The sequence below is a fragment of the Spirillospora sp. NPDC000708 genome (assembly GCF_040299565.1).
Taxonomy (GTDB): domain Bacteria; phylum Actinomycetota; class Actinomycetes; order Streptosporangiales; family Streptosporangiaceae; genus Spirillospora.
Genome location: NZ_JBEPCJ010000001.1, coordinates 207,391 through 223,995 on the forward strand (window position 1 = coordinate 207,391; position 16,605 = coordinate 223,995).

General features: G+C 74.5%; 20 protein-coding genes. 12 read left to right on the forward strand and 8 right to left on the reverse strand.

All coding sequences use genetic code 11. From position 1 onward, the window contains the following. The first annotated feature begins 84 nt into the window (after positions 1 to 84). Complete coding sequence (locus ABT299_RS01050) at positions 85 to 552, forward strand: ArsI/CadI family heavy metal resistance metalloenzyme (protein ID WP_500249337.1); 468 nt, start codon at positions 85 to 87, stop codon at positions 550 to 552. 92 nt (positions 553 to 644) lie between these two features. Here ABT299_RS01050 and ABT299_RS01055 read toward each other — a convergent pair whose 3' ends face one another. Both ABT299_RS01055 and ABT299_RS01060 read right to left on the reverse strand, forming a co-directional pair. Beyond that, positions 645 to 1,304, reverse strand: a complete 660-nt coding sequence (locus tag ABT299_RS01055; RefSeq protein ID WP_500249338.1) for a class I SAM-dependent methyltransferase — start codon at positions 1,302 to 1,304, stop codon at positions 645 to 647. Between the two features lie 83 nt (positions 1,305 to 1,387). After that, the gene (locus tag ABT299_RS01060; RefSeq protein WP_190851685.1) at positions 1,388 to 1,975 is read right to left on the reverse strand and encodes a TetR/AcrR family transcriptional regulator; all 588 of its coding nucleotides are present in this window, start codon (positions 1,973 to 1,975) and stop codon (positions 1,388 to 1,390) included. Between the two features lie 113 nt (positions 1,976 to 2,088). Here ABT299_RS01060 and ABT299_RS01065 point away from each other — a divergent pair, with 113 nt between their 5' ends. Then, a complete protein-coding gene (locus ABT299_RS01065; RefSeq protein ID WP_500249339.1) occupies positions 2,089 to 2,676 on the forward strand; it encodes a DsbA family oxidoreductase in 588 nt (195 codons plus the stop codon). Positions 2,677 to 2,808: 132 nt separating this feature from the next. Then, positions 2,809 to 3,249 carry a DUF6069 family protein gene (locus ABT299_RS01070; protein WP_500249340.1) on the forward strand — a complete coding sequence of 147 codons (441 nt, stop codon included), beginning with the start codon at positions 2,809 to 2,811 and terminating at the stop codon, positions 3,247 to 3,249. Between the two features lie 108 nt (positions 3,250 to 3,357). On the opposite strand, the gene ABT299_RS01075 is transcribed toward ABT299_RS01070, so the two are convergent. Beyond that, on the reverse strand, positions 3,358 to 3,660 hold the full coding sequence (locus ABT299_RS01075; RefSeq protein ID WP_190851673.1) for a putative quinol monooxygenase: 303 nt from the start codon (positions 3,658 to 3,660) through the stop codon (positions 3,358 to 3,360). Between the two features lie 79 nt (positions 3,661 to 3,739). Between ABT299_RS01075 and ABT299_RS01080 the strand changes: the two genes are divergently transcribed. Together ABT299_RS01080 and ABT299_RS01085 are read left to right on the forward strand one after the other, a co-directional pair. Continuing rightward, positions 3,740 to 4,342 (forward strand): TetR/AcrR family transcriptional regulator, encoded by a 603-nt coding sequence (locus tag ABT299_RS01080; RefSeq protein ID WP_500249341.1) that lies wholly within the window; start codon positions 3,740 to 3,742, stop codon positions 4,340 to 4,342. A 427-nt stretch (positions 4,343 to 4,769) separates the two neighbouring features. After that, positions 4,770 to 5,180 carry a hypothetical protein gene (locus ABT299_RS01085; RefSeq protein WP_500249342.1) on the forward strand — a complete coding sequence of 137 codons (411 nt, stop codon included), beginning with the start codon at positions 4,770 to 4,772 and terminating at the stop codon, positions 5,178 to 5,180. Here ABT299_RS01085 and ABT299_RS01090 read toward each other — a convergent pair whose 3' ends face one another. The 3 genes from ABT299_RS01090 to ABT299_RS01100 all read right to left on the reverse strand — a co-directional run bounded on the left by ABT299_RS01090 (position 5,181) and on the right by ABT299_RS01100 (position 7,986). Beyond that, positions 5,181 to 5,606: a PaaI family thioesterase gene (locus tag ABT299_RS01090; RefSeq protein WP_500249343.1), complete on the reverse strand. Its 426-nt coding sequence runs from the start codon at positions 5,604 to 5,606 to the stop codon at positions 5,181 to 5,183. Next, positions 5,603 to 6,235 (reverse strand): TetR/AcrR family transcriptional regulator, encoded by a 633-nt coding sequence (locus ABT299_RS01095; RefSeq protein ID WP_387020060.1) that lies wholly within the window; start codon positions 6,233 to 6,235, stop codon positions 5,603 to 5,605. The genes ABT299_RS01090 and ABT299_RS01095 overlap by 4 nt, the downstream gene beginning before the upstream one ends. Positions 6,236 to 6,300: 65 nt before the next feature. Further along, on the reverse strand, positions 6,301 to 7,986 hold the full coding sequence (locus tag ABT299_RS01100) for a DUF2207 domain-containing protein (protein WP_500249344.1): 1,686 nt from the start codon (positions 7,984 to 7,986) through the stop codon (positions 6,301 to 6,303). 416 nt (positions 7,987 to 8,402) lie between these two features. On the opposite strand from ABT299_RS01100, the gene ABT299_RS01105 reads away from it, so the two are divergent. The 4 genes from ABT299_RS01105 (at position 8,403) to ABT299_RS01120 (ending at position 11,588) form a co-directional block, all read left to right on the forward strand. Further along, on the forward strand, positions 8,403 to 8,570 hold the full coding sequence (locus tag ABT299_RS01105; RefSeq protein ID WP_190851661.1) for a hypothetical protein: 168 nt from the start codon (positions 8,403 to 8,405) through the stop codon (positions 8,568 to 8,570). Between the two features lie 169 nt (positions 8,571 to 8,739). Continuing rightward, positions 8,740 to 9,282, forward strand: coding sequence for a peroxiredoxin family protein (locus tag ABT299_RS01110; RefSeq protein WP_387020053.1), 543 nt, complete (start codon positions 8,740 to 8,742; stop codon positions 9,280 to 9,282). A 3-nt stretch (positions 9,283 to 9,285) separates the two neighbouring features. Further along, a complete protein-coding gene (locus tag ABT299_RS01115; protein ID WP_500249345.1) occupies positions 9,286 to 11,121 on the forward strand; it encodes an ABC transporter ATP-binding protein in 1,836 nt (611 codons plus the stop codon). After that, entirely contained in the window at positions 11,118 to 11,588 is a 471-nt protein-coding gene (locus ABT299_RS01120; RefSeq protein WP_500249346.1) for a S26 family signal peptidase, read from the forward strand. Before ABT299_RS01115 ends, ABT299_RS01120 begins: the two co-directional genes overlap by 4 nt. A gap of 46 nt (positions 11,589 to 11,634) precedes the next feature. Here ABT299_RS01120 and ABT299_RS01125 read toward each other — a convergent pair whose 3' ends face one another. Then, positions 11,635 to 12,606, reverse strand: coding sequence for an AF_0692 family protein (locus ABT299_RS01125; protein ID WP_500249347.1), 972 nt, complete (start codon positions 12,604 to 12,606; stop codon positions 11,635 to 11,637). A 130-nt stretch (positions 12,607 to 12,736) separates the two neighbouring features. Then, positions 12,737 to 13,924 (reverse strand): MFS transporter, encoded by a 1,188-nt coding sequence (locus ABT299_RS01130; RefSeq protein WP_500249348.1) that lies wholly within the window; start codon positions 13,922 to 13,924, stop codon positions 12,737 to 12,739. A 149-nt stretch (positions 13,925 to 14,073) separates the two neighbouring features. Here ABT299_RS01130 and bla point away from each other — a divergent pair, with 149 nt between their 5' ends. The 3 genes from bla (at position 14,074) to ABT299_RS01145 (ending at position 16,600) form a co-directional block, all read left to right on the forward strand. Beyond that, positions 14,074 to 15,039: a class A beta-lactamase gene (bla, locus tag ABT299_RS01135; protein ID WP_500249349.1), complete on the forward strand. Its 966-nt coding sequence runs from the start codon at positions 14,074 to 14,076 to the stop codon at positions 15,037 to 15,039. A 142-nt stretch (positions 15,040 to 15,181) separates the two neighbouring features. Beyond that, positions 15,182 to 15,535: a hypothetical protein gene (locus ABT299_RS01140; protein WP_500249350.1), complete on the forward strand. Its 354-nt coding sequence runs from the start codon at positions 15,182 to 15,184 to the stop codon at positions 15,533 to 15,535. A 99-nt stretch (positions 15,536 to 15,634) separates the two neighbouring features. Next, a complete protein-coding gene (locus ABT299_RS01145) occupies positions 15,635 to 16,600 on the forward strand; it encodes an NAD(P)H-dependent flavin oxidoreductase (protein WP_190851648.1) in 966 nt (321 codons plus the stop codon). Positions 16,601 to 16,605: the final 5 nt, after the last annotated feature.

Below are 16,605 nucleotides of genomic sequence, written 5' to 3' on the forward strand. Positions count from 1 at the left end.
TTAGATGCTCATCTAAACAGCGTTCACCGGGGCGCCCGCCGACCGGCGGGCGGCCGGCACCGCCCACGACCCGAGGGGAACCGCATGTCCCGCGTCCAGCTCGCCCTGCGCGTGTCCGACCTGGAGGGCTCGATCGCCTTCTACTCCAAGCTGTTCGGCGCCAAGCCGGCCAAGCTCCGGCCCGGCTACGCCAACTTCGCCATCGCCGAGCCGCCGCTCAAGCTCGTCCTGATCGAGGGCGAGGACGGCGAGCCGACCCGCATGGACCACCTCGGGGTCGAGGTCGAGGACTCCGGGCTCGTCAACGACGCGGCACGGCGGCTCGCCGGCGCCGGGCTCGCCACGCTGGAGGAGAACGGCACCTCGTGCTGCTACGCGCTCCAGGACAAGGTCTGGGTCCACGGCCCCGGCGGCGAACCCTGGGAGGTCTACACGGTCAAGGCCGACGCCGGCACCCTCGCCAAGGCCGGTGACTCCGCCTGCTGCACGACCGGCGAGAAGGCGGGCGACGACGAGCCTTCCCGGTCCGCCACCGGGTCGAGTTGCTGCTGAATCCCCCGGTCAGGCGGTCGGCCGGCGCAGGCCGCTCCGGTCGCGCGGCCCGGCCGCAGCCGGGCCGCTGCCGGGCCGCAGCCGGGCCGCGCTCATCCGTTGCCCGGCCGGTGGGCGGTGCCGAGGATCTGCGGAGCGGCGGGGAACGGCATGCCGGTGTCGGAGCGCTGGAGCGTTTCGAGGTCGTCGATGACGAAGCCCGCGTCCGCGATCGCCGCCGCGGTGTCGCGGCTCGTGTGGCAACCGCCGCTGACGATCGGCCACACGGTGGCGTCCGCGAGGCGCTGCATGCGCCGGCGGGCGGGCTCGCCGGCCTGGACGTGCTCGAAGAACCGGAGCTGCCCGCCGGGCCGCACGACACGGAAGAGCTCGGCGAGGGCGTTCGCCGGGTCGGGCACCGTGCACAGCACCAGGCAGGCCACGACGGCGTCGCAGGACCGGTCGTCGGCGGGCAGCCGGTCGGCGAGGCCGTCGACGACCTCCACCGGCACCGGTGCCCGCCGTGCGGCGGTCGTGGCCGCCCGCCGCAGCCGGGCCTCCGGTTCGACGGCCAGGACGCCGGTGACCTCGGCCGGATAGTGATCGAAGTTGGCGCCGGCGCCGGCCCCGACCTCCAGGACGCGTCCGGAGAGGCCGTGCAGGAGCCTCGTCCGGTACCGGCCGAGGCCGCGCTCCATCAGCGGTGACATGCGCGCGTAGAACCGCGCGAAGATCGGATGCCGCACAGGCGGCGGCGCTCCCGGTCCGGACATCGTTCGCTCCCCCTCGAGTCCTCGCTGAACGACCCCGTCCTTCCTCACTATGCCGGGTGCCGTTCGGCGCGGCGCCTCCGCGTCTACTCGGCGGGCGGGGCGATCCCGGTGAAGGCGAGGTCGACGATGGCGTTGATGTGGTCGGTGTCGGCGGCGCGGGGGGTGAGCAGCCGGCGGTAGTAGGCGGCGCCGTAGAGCAGTTCGGTGACGAGGTCCGGATCGGCGTCGGCCCGGACCTGGCCTTCGCGCTGCGCGATCCTGATGCGGTCGGCGGCGGCGCCCGCCAGGTGGCCGATGAAGCTGTCCCACAGGGCCCGGTGGATCTCGGGATCGTGCTGGGCCTCGCCGATCAGCGCGCGGTAGTGGGGGAAGACGTCCGGATCCCCGAGGATGCGCGAGGCCGCCGCCATCTGCGTCTTGATGTCGGCGACGAAGTCGCCGGTGTCCGGGAACGTCGCGTCCGTCCTCCAGGTGGTCAGCAGCCCGTCCAGCAGCACGGCGGCCTTGGACGGCCACCAGCGGTAGATCGTGTTCTTGCCGACGCCGGCGCGGGCGGCGATGCCCTCGATGCTGAGTTTGCGGTACCCCACCTCCTGACACAGCTCCATGGCGGCCTGGACGACGGCTTTGGCCGCCTCTTCACTGCGGCGATCGGGACGTCTCGGGGACATGGGCCCAGCATACCGTCTAGGCGATACGGAACGTTCCGTGTTGACTTGGTTCGCGAGCCCCGGCATCCTGAAGCGGCACGGAACGATCCGTGCCGCCAGTAAGGACAAGGCCGATGAAGGTTGAGATCACCCACGACATCGCCTGCAGCTGGTCGGCGCTCGGCTACGCCCGCTTCCGCCGGGCCGCCGAGGAGCACCGGGCCGGCGGCGGCGCGTTGACGGTGGTCTTCAGGCCGTACCAGACCGCCGTCCGTTCAGCGGGGACGCCGCTGGACGGCGGCCCGTCCCCGCTCGCCCCCACTGCGCGCGCCGAGCAGATCGCGCGGGCGGCGGCCGCCGACGGGCTGGTGATGAGGACGGACCGGATCGTGCCCGCCGACACCTCCCGCGCCCATCGGCTCATCGCGCTGGCGGCCGCGCACGGCCGGGCGGAGGAGATGGCCGCCCGCCTGTACCGCGCCCACTTCACCGACGGTCTGGACATCGCGGACGCGGGCGTGCTGCGGAGCCTGGCCTGCGCCGTCGGCGTGCCCTGGGACGCCGAGAAGGACGGCGAGCGGCCCCGTGCGGACCTCGCGCCGTCCGGCCCGCCGGTGCCGGTCTTCCGGTTCCCGGACGGGACCCTCCTCGTCGGAGCCGTGTCGCTCGCGGCGCTGCGGGGCGAACTGAAGCGGGCGGCCCTGCGCACCGCCGCCGCCTGATCCCCGAACGGCCCGGCGCAGCCGTGGCCGGAAAAAATCTCAGATCGCCCCGATCCGACCGATGAGTTCGCTCGGCATGCCCGGTCTCTCCTACGAACACAGCGCCTCGTACGAAGACGAAAGGGCAAGCAGATGAGCATCACCGGCTACACCACCGCTCCGTCGACGACCGCCACGACCTCGCCCCGCGCCGTCGCGCTGTGGCGCACCGGCGGGCTCGCCGCCGTCGCCGCCGCGGTGGCCACGACGGGCATCGCCGCCGTCGCCGACGCCGCCGGGATCTCCCTGGACGTCGACGGCGAGCCGATCCCGCTGCTCGGCTTCACCCAGCTGACCCTGGTGTGCTCCGCGATCGGCATCGTCCTGGCCGTGGCGCTGCGGCGCTGGGCCGCGACGCCCAAGCGCACGTTCCTGGTGGCCACCGCCGCTCTCACGGCGCTGTCGTTCGCGCCCGACCTCCTCGTCCCGGCGGCGCCGTCGACCCGGGCCGTCCTCATGCTGACCCACCTGGCGGCCGCGGCGATCGTCGTCCCGCTCGTCGCCGGCCGCCTGCCCGCCGCCCGCACCCGCTGACCCCGCGGAGGGACGCCGCGTCCGCGACCCGGACCCCACAGCCCCATCACCCGGCAGGGAGATGGGGCCCGCGGCCGTGAACGGGCGGCCGGGGCCCGCCCTGACGGGTCAGTGCCCGGGGATCAGCCCGGCGACGACGTCGATGTGCTCTACGGTGGGCGGCTCCGCGAACAGGTCCGCGCCGGCGGCTCGCAGGGCCGGCAGGTTGGCCTCCAGGTGGGCCCGGCGGTCGGCGTCGTCGGCGAACGCGTCGTAGATCGCGAACGTCGTCGGTCCGAGCCGCAGCGCGAACCAGACGACGGCCTTCCCCTCCTCGCGCACGATCTCCACCACGTCCTTGAACCTCGCCTCCACCTCGTCGACCTTGTCCGGCCTGGCCTCGACGCGGATGAACAGTCCCACGGTGACCATCGGGCACCCTCACTTCTGTAGTGATCGTTTGGAAAGTACGCTACCCCACATCTGTATCGATCGCTATAGAATGTCGGGCATGAGGACGGGACGCCCCCGGTCGTTCGACCGCGACCGGGCACTGGAGGACGCGATCGCCGTGTTCTGGGAGCACGGCTACGACGCCACGTCGGTCTCCATGCTCACCAAGGCGCTCGGCATCGGCGCGCCGAGCCTCTACGCGGCCTTCGGCGACAAGCGCGCCTTGTTCCTGGAGGCCCTCGACCGCTACCTGGGCACCTACGCCGCGTTCACCCGGCGCGCGCTCGCCGAGGAGACCGGCGCCCGCGACGCCGTCCGGCGCCTGCTGCACGAGGCGGCCGCCGCCTACACCCGGCCCGGCCTCCCGCACGGCTGCATGCTGATCAGCGCGGCCACCAACTGCTCGCCGCAGTCCGCCGACGTCGCCGCACACCTGCGCGACCTGCGCGAAGCGGGCACCCGCGCGCTCGAAGACGTGCTCCGGGCCGCCGTCCGGACCGGCGAACTCCCCGCGCACACCGACGCCCGCGGGCTTGCCTCCTTCTACGCCGCCGTCATGCAAGGCATGTCCGCCCGGGCCCGTGACGGCGCCGCGCAGAGCGAGCTGGAGCAGATCGCCGAGACGGCCCTCCGGGCGTGGCCCGACGCCCGCCGATCCTGACGGCGGGAACGCCCACGATCGTGACGGCGGGGACGCCCGCGTCGGTCAACGTACCGAGGCGCGACGGGCCGCCCCGCTCACCTTTTCTCCGTTTCGGTAGGACTACCGAAACGGAGAAAAGGGCTCAGAAGTGCGCTGAATGCCGGGTTACAGTCGCGTTGCCACGAGAATCGAACGGCAAGGGGGCTTCGCCGGATCTCGCGAGCGGGCACCATGACCACGAATTCACGCAGCGGGGGGAAACATGCTGGGTCGTGAATACAGCGGCGAACAGGGCGGTCTCACCGCGGAGCAAATCGCGTCGCTGACCATAGAGGGGCGGGGCGGCCAGCCACGGGAGGCGGGGAATCCCGGCGTCGTTCTCGGAGCGTCCGTTCACGAGGGCGTGTGGGTATCGGCGAAGACCGGGCAGCGGATCCACATGCGCATGGACCTGGCGGACTCCGCCACCGGCGCCCTCATGCCGCGTCCCACCATGCGGGTGTTCACGGGCGTCGCCGCCGCCACCGACGTCGTCGCGCTCACGACCGCCGACGGCGCGGCATGGCTCGCGGTCGCCCACGGCCCGGGCGCCCCGACCCGGTTCGGGTTCACGATCGCGCTGCCCGAGGGGCTGGCGCTGGAGCCGATGCCGTCCGGCGGACTCGACTTCATGCACCCGCATTACGGCGCGACCGTCGGCAGGCTCTACAGGCCGTGGGCGAGCGACGCGATGTTCCGCCCGTTGCCCGCGGAGTACCACGTCCGGGAACCGGCGGCCCTGACGGTGAGCGTGGACTCCGCCGGCGCCGTGTACCCGTTCGTCGTCGGCGTCGTCTACGGCAACTCTCCGCGCTGATCACCGTCGGCCGGCGGCCGCGGCCGGACGGGACGGCATGAACAGCGCGCTGACGTTGGCGATGACGCGCCCGCCGGCCGCGAACGTCGCCGTCCCCGCGGCGAGCCGCCGTCCGGTACGCGTCGGGACGACGGCTATGTCGACCCAGTCGCCCTCCCTGGCGGTCCCGACCATGTCGCAGGACAGGTTGACGGTGATGAGCGGTGTCGGCGGGTCCGTCCGGACCGCCAGGGCGTGCCCGATCACCACGTCGCCGACGGAGGCGATCACCCCGCCGTGCAGCAGCCCGCGGGCGTTGGTCTTGGGGCCCTCGACGAGGAATCGGGCGCGCAGCGGGTCGTCGCGGTGGCGCAGGAAGCCGCCGATGGCGGTGAGCAGCGGGCTCGGCCGGTCGTAGGGGACGTAGTCGGGGCGCGCGTCGGTCACGGTGCCTCCTCGGCGGCGGGACGGGGGTCGCGGGACGCGGTCGCGGCGAGGCCGCGCAGCGTCGCGGTGACCGTCAGGCGGAAGCGCCGGTCGGCCGCCTCCGGACCGCCGCCCAGCAGTCCGGAGGAGTCCAGGGCCAGCAGCCCCTGGACCGTCGCGAACAGGCCGATGGCCGCGTCCCGGGCCGAGCCGGGGGCGCGGTCGGGCCCGAGGACGGCCGCGACCCGGCCGACGACGATCGCGTGGATCTCCTCGGCGGCGCGGGCGTCGGACGCGCCGGGGCGGAACTCGGCGAACGGCCGGGAGAACATCACCTCGTGCAGGTGCGGGGCGCGGCGGGCGAACGACCGGACGGCCAGCGCCAGTTCGAGCACGTCCGCCTCGGGGTCGCCGGTGGGCTCCAGCGCGCGCAGGTCCGCCGCCAGCCGCGCGAAGCCGTCGGCGAACAGCGCGCGGGCAAGCCCGGCTTTGCCGCCGAACAGCTCGTTCACCGCCGCCAGCGACGTTCCCGCCCCGGCGGCGACCGCCCGGGTGGTCACCGCTCCGGCGCCGCCCGTCTCCAGCAGCCGCCCGGCGGCCGCCAGCACGTCGCCGCGCATCGCCTCGGTCCGCGTCTTCCGCCGTCCCACGCCGCCACCCTACCTCTTTTCGGATCAGTGATCCGAAAAGCGCGGGGCCCGGACGGCGCGGCGGTTCACCAGGAGCCGCCTCCCCCGCCGCCGTCACCGCCGCCGACCCCTCCCCCGCCTCCATCGCCGCCGAAACCGCCGATGGGGCCGTGGCTCGACCCGCCCCATCCGGACCTGGTCCGCCGGGTCGAGGAGAGCGTCCGGGGCAGCGTCCCCTGGGCGCGCTTCGCCTTCCGCGCGGACGCGTCGACGAACACCGTCGCGACCTCGGCGAAGCGGTCCTGGAGTCCCTTCTCCGGGCCGTCGTCGGTGTACCACTCGGGCGGGCCGCCCCGTGCCGCGACGTACCTGCGCAGGATCCCCGCGTATCGCCGCGCCACCGCGAACGGGAGGTCCTCGGCGTCCGGCACGTCCTTGATCACGAGGCCCCCGGTGTAGCGGTCCGCCTCGTCCCTGAGCTGCTGAGCACGGCGGGTGAAGAGGTCGATGCGCCGCGAGCGCACCCAGACGACCGGGGCCGCCACGAGCAGGGCCGCGCCCCAGGCCGTCACGTCCGTCACGGCGCCTTCGGCGACCGGGCCGTAGACCAGGCACAGGACCCCGGCCACGCCCAGCAGCACCGACGCGAACCGCAGCAGGGGCACGCCCGCCGACCAGGGCCGCCGCCAGCCGTGCGCGTCGACGGCCTCCTCCACCAGCGGACGCAGGCGCCGGGCCAGCCCGAGACCGTCGACGTCCTCGGCGGCGGCCTCGTCGCCGCCGGAGAACACCTCGTCGAGGAACGCCTTCTCGTAAGGCCGCAGGTCCGCGCCGTCGCGGGAGCCGGTCAGCCGGAGCCGCGGCCCGCCGCCGGCCGGCCGGGTGATCCTCAGGTGCCCGCGAGCGGCGAGGTCCACGGCGATGCTCGCGCCGAGGTCGGCTCCGCCGGCCTCGGCGGCCCAGTCGGTGCACAGGACGGTGAGTTCCGCGGGCACGGCGGCGGGGACCGCCGCGGCGGAGTCCATGCCCGCCCAGTGGAGGGGGCGCAGGAACACCACCACCTCGGCCGCGACGGCGAGCAACGCCGCCGGGACCGCGAGCCAGCCGAGCGCGCCGACCCGCCAGCCGCCCTCCCCGGACGGCTGCGGCCGCACCGCGCCGTGCGGCAGCACTGCCCGGACGGTGATGCCCTGCCCCGCTTCCAGCCGCTGCCCGAAGGCCGCGCTGCCCTGGCCGGTGTTCCACGCGCCGGCGCACGGCGCGGTCGAACCGCGGGGCCCGGCGTAGCAGGCCAGGGACCGGTAGGCGGCCGGCGCCCGGAGCAGGACGGTCGCCACGTCGATCGGGACCTTCCATTCGGTGCCGACCGCGTTCCAGTCCAGGACGTCCGACCGGACGGCGTGCTTCGCGGTGTAGTCGAGCGTGTAGGTGTGCACGCCGGTGACCAGCGTGGACGGGTCGCCGATCCGCACGTCCACGGCGCCCTTGGAGCGGGTGACGGACCGTCCGGCCGGCGCGTCGGGGCTGCCAGTGCGCACGTTCCCGATCGACGCGCGACCGGTCGGGATGCGCCGCTCGATGCCGTGCCGGCGCGCGCCCCCGAAGTCGTAGACGATCCTCTCCTGGACATGGAGGACGCCGTCCCGGTCCACCGCCAGATCGACCGCGTACGACCGGATGCGCTCCTGCACGGGCGCCGCCGACGCCGCCGGGGCGAGGAAGAGGAGCGCGAGGCAGGCCGCCGCCGCCGCGCCGAGCAAGATCCGCCGCATACGTCGTACGACTCCGGAAACGGGCGCCCGGTTCTGCCCGGCCCCACCCGGCGGCCCGGTCCGCTCCGCCCGCACGCCCGGGCCGGCCGTCCGGCCTATGACGGAACGCGTTCCTCCGGGTGCGGTCGGGCACCGCCCGGCGGGCCGATCACCTCCGGCCGCCGCTAAACCTGAGAAATGTCGATCATGGGCGAGGCGTCCGTCATCGAAAGTTCACAAGTGATCGACCGCTGATTATCAAGGTCTTGCGGGAAGCGCGAAGGGAGGAGCAATACTAGTCGCCGGGTTCATTCCCGCTCCCCACGGGACTTCACCGCGAAGGGACGTGATACCGCAGGTCAGCCGGTTTCGATAAAGCCGTTTCAGCCATTGCTTCAATGCGTGTCCCCAGCATGCCCGAAGAAAGGGAGAAAACCGTGAACCGTCTCGTCGACCGGATTCTCGACCGGATCGCGCCCAAGGCGACCGCGTCCGCCTGCAGCGGCGGCTACTTCTGCAACGCCGCCGGCCACCCGGGCTACTGGTACCGCTTCTGCTGCCTGGACAGCGGCTGCCAGTGGACCAAGATCCGCAGCTCCTGCTGACCCGACCCCGGGACGGGTCCGGGCGGCGGCGGCGCGCACCGCGGGCCGCCGCCGCCCGGCGCCCGAGGCCCGGCGTCCGGCGCCCGGAAAGAAGGAGCGCGGGGCGCGGGCGGGCACCCGTCCACCCCCCTTCGACGAGATCGATCGACCTGTTCGCGAGGAGTTCCCGATGCCCTACCTGGTGGCGGCCGTGGTGTTGCTCGGCGTGGCCTGCCTGCTGAACATGCTGCTCACGATGGGGATCCTGCGGCGGCTGCGGGCCGACGCCGGCCGCCCCGCCGCGGCGGACCTGCCGTTCGAGCTGGGGCCGGGCGCGTCCATCGGGGAGTTCGCCGCCGTGACGACGGACGGCGAGCCGGTGGACCACGACGTCCTCGGCGGCGTCGTCGCGTTCCTGTCCGCCGACTGCCCGGCCTGCCACGACCTGCTGCCCGAACTCGTCGAGCGGGCCCGCCGGCTCGACCGCGACGACGTGCTGGTGGTGGTCGGCGGGGACGACCCGGAGACCGTGCGGGCGCTGAGCCCGGTGGCGCGGGTCGTCGCGGCCGAGGCCGACGGCGGGCCGGTGGCGCGGGCGTTCCGCAACACCTGGACCCCGGCGCTGTACCTCGTCGGCGACCGGCGGGTCCTCGCCACGGCGGGACGTGTCGGCGACCTGCCCGACCCGCCGGGGGCGCGACGGCCGTCCGGGCAGGCCGCCGGCAGGCACTGAGCGGTGGGCGACTCCCCCGCCGGCGGCATGCGCGTCGGCGCCGCCGGCCTGTGGGCCGCCGCCGTGCGGGCCGTCGCGCTCATCCTGCGGTCGGCCAGGGCCGGCGCGCCGCTCTTCGTCGTCCTGACGCTCGCCGCGTCCGCGGCGCCGGTCGCGACCGCGTGGCTGACCAAGACGGTGATCGACCGGCTGACGACCCCGCACGGCGCGGTCGGCGGCCCGGCGCTCGGGCTGGCCGCGACCGGGCTCGCCGCGGCGGCCCTGCCGGTGGCCGTCCACTACCTGAGGGCGCAGATCGGCCGGTCCGCCGGCCTGGCCGGGACCGACCGGCTGTTCGCCGCGGCCGAGCGGCAGGTCGGGCTGCGCAACTTCGAGGACCCCGCCTACCAGGACCGGCTCAGGCTCGCCCAGGAGGGCGTCGGCCGGATCCCCGAGATCGTGGACGGCATCGGCGGCGGCCTCGGCGGCGCGGCGTCCCTGCTCGGCTTCCTCGGCTCCCTGCTCCTGATCAGCCCGGCCATGACCGCCGTCGTCCTCATCGCCGCGGTCCCCGCGCTCGCCGCCGAGATCCTGCTCACCCGGCGCCGGTCGGCGATGGAGTGGAGCATCGAGCGGTACCACCGCCGCGAGTACTTCTACGGGCAGCTCCTCACCGGGACGGCCGCCGCCACCGAGATCCGCCTCTTCGGCATCGGCGCGTTCCTGCGCGGGCTGATGATGCGGGAGCGGCGGAGCGCCAATGCCGAGAGCCGGCGGATGGACCTGCGCGAGCTCCGGACGCAGGGCGGGCTCACGGTCATGAGCGCGGCGGCCGCCGGGGCCGGGCTGTGGTGGGCGGTCACGGCGGCGCGGCGCGGCGAGATCGGCATCGGGGACGTGTCCATGTTCCTCGCGGCGGTCGTCGGCGTGCAGGGGGCGCTCGGGACGCTCACCGCGGCGATCTCCGGAGGGCAGGCCCGGCTGCTGGCCTTCACCCACTTCATCGCCGTCACCGACGCCGAGCCCGACCTGCCGAAGGCGCTGGACGGGGAGGCGCCGCCGCTGCGGAAGGGCATCGAACTGCAGGACGTCTGGTTCCGCTACAGCGACGACCATCCGTGGGTGCTGCAAGGCGTCGACCTGACGATCCCGCAGGGAAGCGCCGTCGCGCTCGTCGGCCTCAACGGCGCCGGGAAGAGCACCCTCGTCAAGCTGCTCTGCCGGATGTACGACCCGACCAAGGGCCGGATCCTCTGGGACGGCGTCGACCTTCGCGACATCCCGCCCGCGCGGCTGCGCGAGCGCATCAGCGCGGTGTTCCAGGACCACATGAACTACGACATGACGGCCGGTGAGAACATCGCGCTCGGCGACCTCACCGCGCTCGGCGACCGGGACCGCCTCCGGCGGGCGGCCGTCCGGGCGGGCATCGACGGCACGCTCTCCTCGCTGCCGCGCGGCTACGGCACCCCGCTCACCCGGATGTTCGTGCTCGGGGCGGACCAGGACGACCCGGTGACCGGCGTCGTGCTGTCCGGCGGGCAGTGGCAGCGGCTCGCGCTGGCCCGCGCGCTGGTGCGGGAGGGCCGGGACCTGATGATCCTCGACGAGCCCAGCTCGGGCCTCGACCCCGAGGCCGAGCAGGAGGTCCACGCCCGCATGCGGGAGCACCGCGAGGGCCGCACCAGCCTGCTGATCTCCCACCGGCTCAGCGCCGTCCGCGACGCCGACCGCATCGCGGTCCTGCGGGACGGGCGGATCGTCGAGCACGGGACGCACGACGCGCTGCTCGCGGCGGACGGCGGCTACGCCCGGCTCTTCCGCATGCAGGCCGCCGGCTACCAGCAGGAGGTGCCGTGACGCTCGCGCGCTCCGCCGCGGGAACGCTGATGGCCGCCGGGCTGCTGGCGCTGGCGGTCCGCCGCGTCCTCATCGTCACGACCGTGGACGGCGCGAGCATGGAACCGGGCCTGCGGTCCGGCGGCCGCGTGCTCGTCCGCAGGACGAGGCGCGCCCGCCGCGGCCAGGTGGTGCTCTTCTGGGCCGCGGACGGGCAGGACGGGACGGACGGGAACGGGCGTCCGGCCGCCCGGCGCGGGACGCTGCTCCTCAAGCGGGTCGTGGCCGTGCAGGGCGACACGCTCCCCGCCGACTGGGCCGACCCGGACGTGGAAGGGATCGCCGGAACCACCGTGCCGCGCGGCTCCCTGGTGGTCCTGGGCGACAACCGTCCGACGAGCTGGGACTCCCGGCACTACGGGTACGTCTCCGGCGACCGGCTCGTAGGCGTCGTGATCCGCACCCTGCCCGCTCCCACCGCCCGGTAGGGGTGGTTGCTCTGGCCGAACACGGCGTCGATGGCGAGCAGCCGCATCAGGCAGTGACCGACGGGCGGCGGGCGCGGGCGGCCGCCGCCGCCAGCAGCAGGACCGCCCCCGTCCCGAAGACGGCGTTCCCGGTCAGGGCGGTCGCGACGGGGACGCCCATCTCCTCGGCGTGCGTGAAGCCCACCCACACGTAGGTGAGCAGCGCGCCGCCCGCCAGCGCCAGACGATGGGACGGGCCCCAGCCGCGGCTCCGCGACCAGCGCGCGCACACCGCGACCGCCGCGCCGAGCACGACGAACCACGCCGCCACCGGCCACCAGACCGAGAGCCCCTCGGGCAGCCGGTCGCGCAGCCAGTAAAGGCTCGTGACGGCGAAGGCCGCGGCGCCGACCGTCCACGGGCTCGGCGCATCCGCGTCCACCTGCGGCTTGACCGCCGGACGGCGTCCCAGGACGAATCCCGCGACGATCAGCCCGACGATCGCGATGCCCGCGACGGCGAACTGGCGCGGCGAGGCGACGAAGTGCTCCGACCGCGCCTGCGCGACGCCCAGCAGGACCGAAGCGGCCACGAACAGCAGTCCGGCGGCGAGCAGCCCGGCCCGCCCGAGCCACGGCCGGCGCGGATCGCGCGTGAACGCCTCGACGAGCGCGATCGGGACGCAGATGCTCCAGATCGTGTGCATCGACACGACGTCCTCCAGCATCTCGACGCTGGTGCCGAGCAGCGGGATGTGCGTGGCCGCGTAAGCCGAGCCCATGTCGAACCCGCCGTAGTGCGGGTTCCACAGCATCTGGTCGACCGGGCCCTCCTCGATCAGCGCGTAGGCGACGGCGAGGACGATCATTGTCGGCCGGCCGTGCCCGGCCCGCCGGGCCGTCTCGCGCACCAGCAGCGCGCCGCCGCCGTACAGCGGGGCCAGCATGACCAGGCCGGACAGCTCGGTGATCGGCTGGTTGCCGAGCAGGAACAGCGCCAGTGCGGGCACGAACCGGCGGCGGCACGCGGAACGGAACATGCTCGCGAGCCTAGGAACGGGCACCCGCACGCCGAATCGGCCAACGGTCGACGCCCGGATGGCCACCTGGCCGTGCCGCTCGCTACCTCGGTCCGTGCTCGTCCGGCTCGTCCGGCTCGTCCGCCGCTCCTCACGGGTCGCGGACACCGATCGCGGCCGCGAGCGCGAACGCGCCGAGGCCGATCAGGGCCGCGGTCGCGGCGACCGCGCCCAGGTCGAAGAGCCGGCCGATGAGCAGGTCGCCCGCGAAGGAGAACAGCCCGGCGGCGGACTGCAGGACGCCGTAGTAGGCGCCGAAATATCCGACCGGGGCGTGGCAGGCGGTGCGTTGGAAGACCGCCGGCTGGATCAGCCCGTTCGACAGGCCGTTGAGGACGGCCGCGATCAGCAGCGGGACCGTCCGGGTGCCGTCCAGGGGCGCGAGGACGCAGAACGCCGCCGCGGCGCACAGCAGGCCGAGGCGCAGCACCCAGGGACGTTCGCCGCGGTGGCCGGCGGCCACGAAGGGCTGGGCGGCCGCCGCGACCGCGGCCAGGACGCAGAAGCACAGCGTCGCCGCCGCCGGAGTGAAGTCCAGGAGCGGGACGGCGGTGAGCATGCCGTTGGCCAGCAGCGTCGTCGGCGAGGCCGCCAGCGCGAAGAGCAGGAAGGAGCGGTCGCGGAACACCGTGCGCACGCCCGCGAAGAGCTCCCGACGGCGTCTCACCGCAGGCTGCGGGCTGCGGTGAGGCACGAGGAGGAACAACACGCCGCCGGTCGCCCACAGGGCGGCCGCCGTCGCGGCCAGAGGAGCGAAGCCTCGGCCGACGGAGAGGATCGCAAGGCCCATGACCGGGCCGAACACCGTCGCGACGTGCTGCATCGCGACATGGCCGGCGAACCCGCGCGCCCGGCGGCCGGGGCCGACCCCGGCCAGCAGGCACTGCGCGGCGGGGTTGTAGAGCGCGCCGCCGAGGGCGAGGACGACGGCCGCGCACAGCAGCGGCCCGACGCCGTCGACCGTGCCGAGCAGGACGAACCCCAGCGCGCGCAGGACGCAGGCGATCGCTCCGGTACGGTGGGGCCCGAGCAGGTCGGTGATCGAGCCGACCGGCAGCAGGAGCGCGGACTGCAGGCCCACCTGGACGCCGAGGATCAGCCCGACCGTCCCGGCCGGCAGGCCGAGGTCGTGCCGCAGGTGGGCGACCAGGTGCGCCGCGACCGCGAAGAAGCCCAGGCAGGAGGCGAGCTGGATCGCGACCACGGTCGTGATCACCCGGCGGTCGGGCGGCCTCCCGGCGGAGCGGGCCCCTGCCGGGGCGGGACTATCGACGATCACCCGCCGCAGCACACCAGAAAGACGGGAGATGTCCCAACACGGGAGGCCCCTCGTCTCTTGACCACCAGCGAACATACGTTTCCGGCTATCGATCGATGATCGATATCGGACTTGGACGCCGCCGGAACGGCCGTGCTGTCATGGCCGCCATGCCCAGCGCGCGACCCTCTTGCGAAGCCGAAGGCGGCCACCACCCGACGCCCTTCGAGCGGTCCGGACCGTCCAGGCGCGCCCTGCTGCTCGGCGCGGCGCTCCTGCCGCTTGCGGGATGCGACGACCAGCACCAGTCGAGCCCGAGGCCGTCAGCATCGGAGCGCCGCACCACCGCTCCCCCGGACGATCCGCGCTTCGCCGCACTGGAGCGCAAGCACCGCGCCCGCCTTGGCGTCTACGCCGTGGCCACCGGCACCGGCGCCGCGGTGGCCTACCGCGCCGACGAGCGGTTCGCGTTCTGCTCCACTTTCAAGGCGCTCGCCGCGGCGGCGGTGCTGCACGGCAACCCGCTCGGCCATCTCGACAAGCGCGTCACCTATACCAAGGCCGACGTCGACTCCATCTCGCCGATCACCGAGAACCACATCGCGACAGGAATGACCATCGGGCAACTGTGCGACGCGGCCATCCGGTACAGCGACGGCACCGCGGGCAACCTGCTGATGCGCGACCTCGGCGGCCCCGCCCGGCTGACCGCCTACCTGCGCGGCCTCGGCGACACCGTGGGCCGCATGGACGACTACGAGCCGGAGCTCAACAAGATCGGCCCGGGCGATCCCCGCGACACCACCACGCCCCGCGCCATCGCCGCCGACTACCGCGCGCTCGTCCTCGGGGACGCGCTGCCCGCGGACAAGCGCGCCCTGCTCAAGGGCTGGATGCTGCGCAGCATGACCGGCGCCACCCGCATCCGCGCCGGGCTGCCGAAAGGATGGACGGTCGCCGACAAGACCGGCAACGGCAACTGGGGCCGTGTCAACGACGTCGCCGTCGTGTGGCCGCCGCGGACACCCCCGCTGGTGGTGGCCGTCATGACCGACCGCCGCGGATACGGCGCGCCCTACAAGGACGCCCTGATCGCAGAAGCGGCCGCCCACGTGGCGACCCGGCTCACGACCTGACCGCTCCCGCTGGGGTGAGGGGCCGAGACCGCGATTGGTCGCCGGGGCTTGCCGGAAGGAGAACGGTGAACTGTACTGAAGCGGAGGCGGCCGAGGCCGATCGCCGCCGCCCGCTTCTCCGTTCCGCGTCAGGGATCCGCCGATGAACAGTTCACGGAAGGGCGCCGTCGGCCTGACGGTCGTCGCGCTGGTCATCTGGGCGGTCTTCATCGTGTGGTGGGCCGAGACCGCCTCCTCGGCCGCGCATCACCTGAGCGCCACCGACTGGCAGGGCAACCACCGGACCAAGGTGCGCCTGCTGTTCAGCGCATGCGTGATCGGCGGGCTTCCTCCGCTGGGCGCCGCCCTCGGCTGGGTGGCGGGGCCGCTGGCGGCGCCTTCCAGACCGGTCGCCCTGGCCACCGCGTGGGGCTTCTTGTCCGGCACGCTGGGCCTGGGAGTGTGCGCCCTCATCGGGTTCGGCATCGCCCTGTCCCGCATCGAGTTCGTCTTCTAGCCCGGCCGGAGAACCGGCCGCCACCCGGCCGAGCCAGAAGGCGAGGCGTCCGTCTGCGCCGCGTCGCGGCCGGTACTGCGGGTGGGCCATGATCGGGACATGGCACTGTCGACGGCGTTCACGGACATGTTCGGAGTGCGGCACCCGATCGCCTTGGCCCCGATGGGCGGGTCGGCCGGCGGCGCGCTGACGGCGGCCGTCTCGCGCGGCGGCGGCCTCGGGCTGCTGGGCAGCGGGACCGGGGACCCGGACTGGCTGGCCCGCGAGCTGCCGGTCCTGGCCGAGGAGGTCGCCGGGAGGCCGTGGGGCATCGGCTTCCAGGCATGGGCGATCGACGACGGGACGATCGCGCGTGCGCTGGAGCACCGCCCGAGCGCGGTGATGCTGTCGTTCGGCGACCCCGGCCCGTTCGCGGAGCGCGTCCGCGGCGCGGGCACGGCGCTGATCCTCCAGGTGACCGACCTGGAGGAGGCCCGCCGGGCGGTCGACCTGGGCGCGGACGTGATCGTCGCGCAGGGCACCGAGGCCGGCGGGCACGGCGCCCGGCACGGGCGGTCCACGCTGCCGTTCGTGCCCGTCGTGGTGGACCTGGCGGCGCCGGTGCCCGTGCTGGCGGCCGGCGGGATCGCCGACGGCCGCGGCGTCGCGGCCGCCCTGGCGCTGGGGGCCGCCGGGGCGCTGCTCGGCACCCGCTTCCAGGCCACCGCCGAGGCCCTCGTCGACCCCGCGACCGCGAAGGCGCTCGTCGAAGCGCGCGCGGAGGACACCGAGCGCAACAGGGTGCTGGACATCGCCCGGGGCTCGCGGTGGCCGGAGCGGTACACCGCGCGCACCCTCGGCCACCCTTTCCTGGACGAATGGCGGGGCCGGGAGGACGAGCTCGCGGCCGACGCCCACGCCGGGCAGGCGTACCGGGACGCCGTGGCGCGAGGCGAGATCCCCGCTCTGCCGCGGTGGGCGGGCGAGGGCGTCGATCTCATCGAGGACCTGCCGTCCGCCGCCGATCTGGTCGGCTCCCTCGCCGCGCAGGCCGAGGAGGCCCTGGCCCGAGCCCTCGGGCGCTGACCGCG

What these genes read in the sequence shown, in the direction of transcription:
- ABT299_RS01050 (WP_500249337.1), top strand. Translation starts at nt 85, where the DNA reads ATGTCCCGCGTCCAGCTCGCCCTGCGCGTGTCCGACCTGGAGGGCTCG.
- ABT299_RS01055 (WP_500249338.1), bottom strand. Translation starts at nt 1,304, where the DNA reads ATGTCCGGACCGGGAGCGCCGCCGCCTGTGCGGCATCCGATCTTCGCG.
- ABT299_RS01060 (WP_190851685.1), bottom strand. Translation starts at nt 1,975, where the DNA reads ATGTCCCCGAGACGTCCCGATCGCCGCAGTGAAGAGGCGGCCAAAGCC.
- ABT299_RS01065 (WP_500249339.1), top strand. Translation starts at nt 2,089, where the DNA reads ATGAAGGTTGAGATCACCCACGACATCGCCTGCAGCTGGTCGGCGCTC.
- ABT299_RS01070 (WP_500249340.1), top strand. Translation starts at nt 2,809, where the DNA reads ATGAGCATCACCGGCTACACCACCGCTCCGTCGACGACCGCCACGACC.
- ABT299_RS01075 (WP_190851673.1), bottom strand. Translation starts at nt 3,660, where the DNA reads ATGGTCACCGTGGGACTGTTCATCCGCGTCGAGGCCAGGCCGGACAAG.
- ABT299_RS01080 (WP_500249341.1), top strand. Translation starts at nt 3,740, where the DNA reads ATGAGGACGGGACGCCCCCGGTCGTTCGACCGCGACCGGGCACTGGAG.
- ABT299_RS01085 (WP_500249342.1), top strand. Translation starts at nt 4,770, where the DNA reads ATGGACCTGGCGGACTCCGCCACCGGCGCCCTCATGCCGCGTCCCACC.
- ABT299_RS01100 (WP_500249344.1), bottom strand. Translation starts at nt 7,986, where the DNA reads ATGCGGCGGATCTTGCTCGGCGCGGCGGCGGCGGCCTGCCTCGCGCTC.
- ABT299_RS01110 (WP_387020053.1), top strand. Translation starts at nt 8,740, where the DNA reads ATGCCCTACCTGGTGGCGGCCGTGGTGTTGCTCGGCGTGGCCTGCCTG.
- ABT299_RS01125 (WP_500249347.1), bottom strand. Translation starts at nt 12,606, where the DNA reads ATGTTCCGTTCCGCGTGCCGCCGCCGGTTCGTGCCCGCACTGGCGCTG.
- bla (WP_500249349.1), top strand. Translation starts at nt 14,074, where the DNA reads ATGCCCAGCGCGCGACCCTCTTGCGAAGCCGAAGGCGGCCACCACCCG.
- ABT299_RS01140 (WP_500249350.1), top strand. Translation starts at nt 15,182, where the DNA reads ATGAACAGTTCACGGAAGGGCGCCGTCGGCCTGACGGTCGTCGCGCTG.
- ABT299_RS01145 (WP_190851648.1), top strand. Translation starts at nt 15,635, where the DNA reads ATGGCACTGTCGACGGCGTTCACGGACATGTTCGGAGTGCGGCACCCG.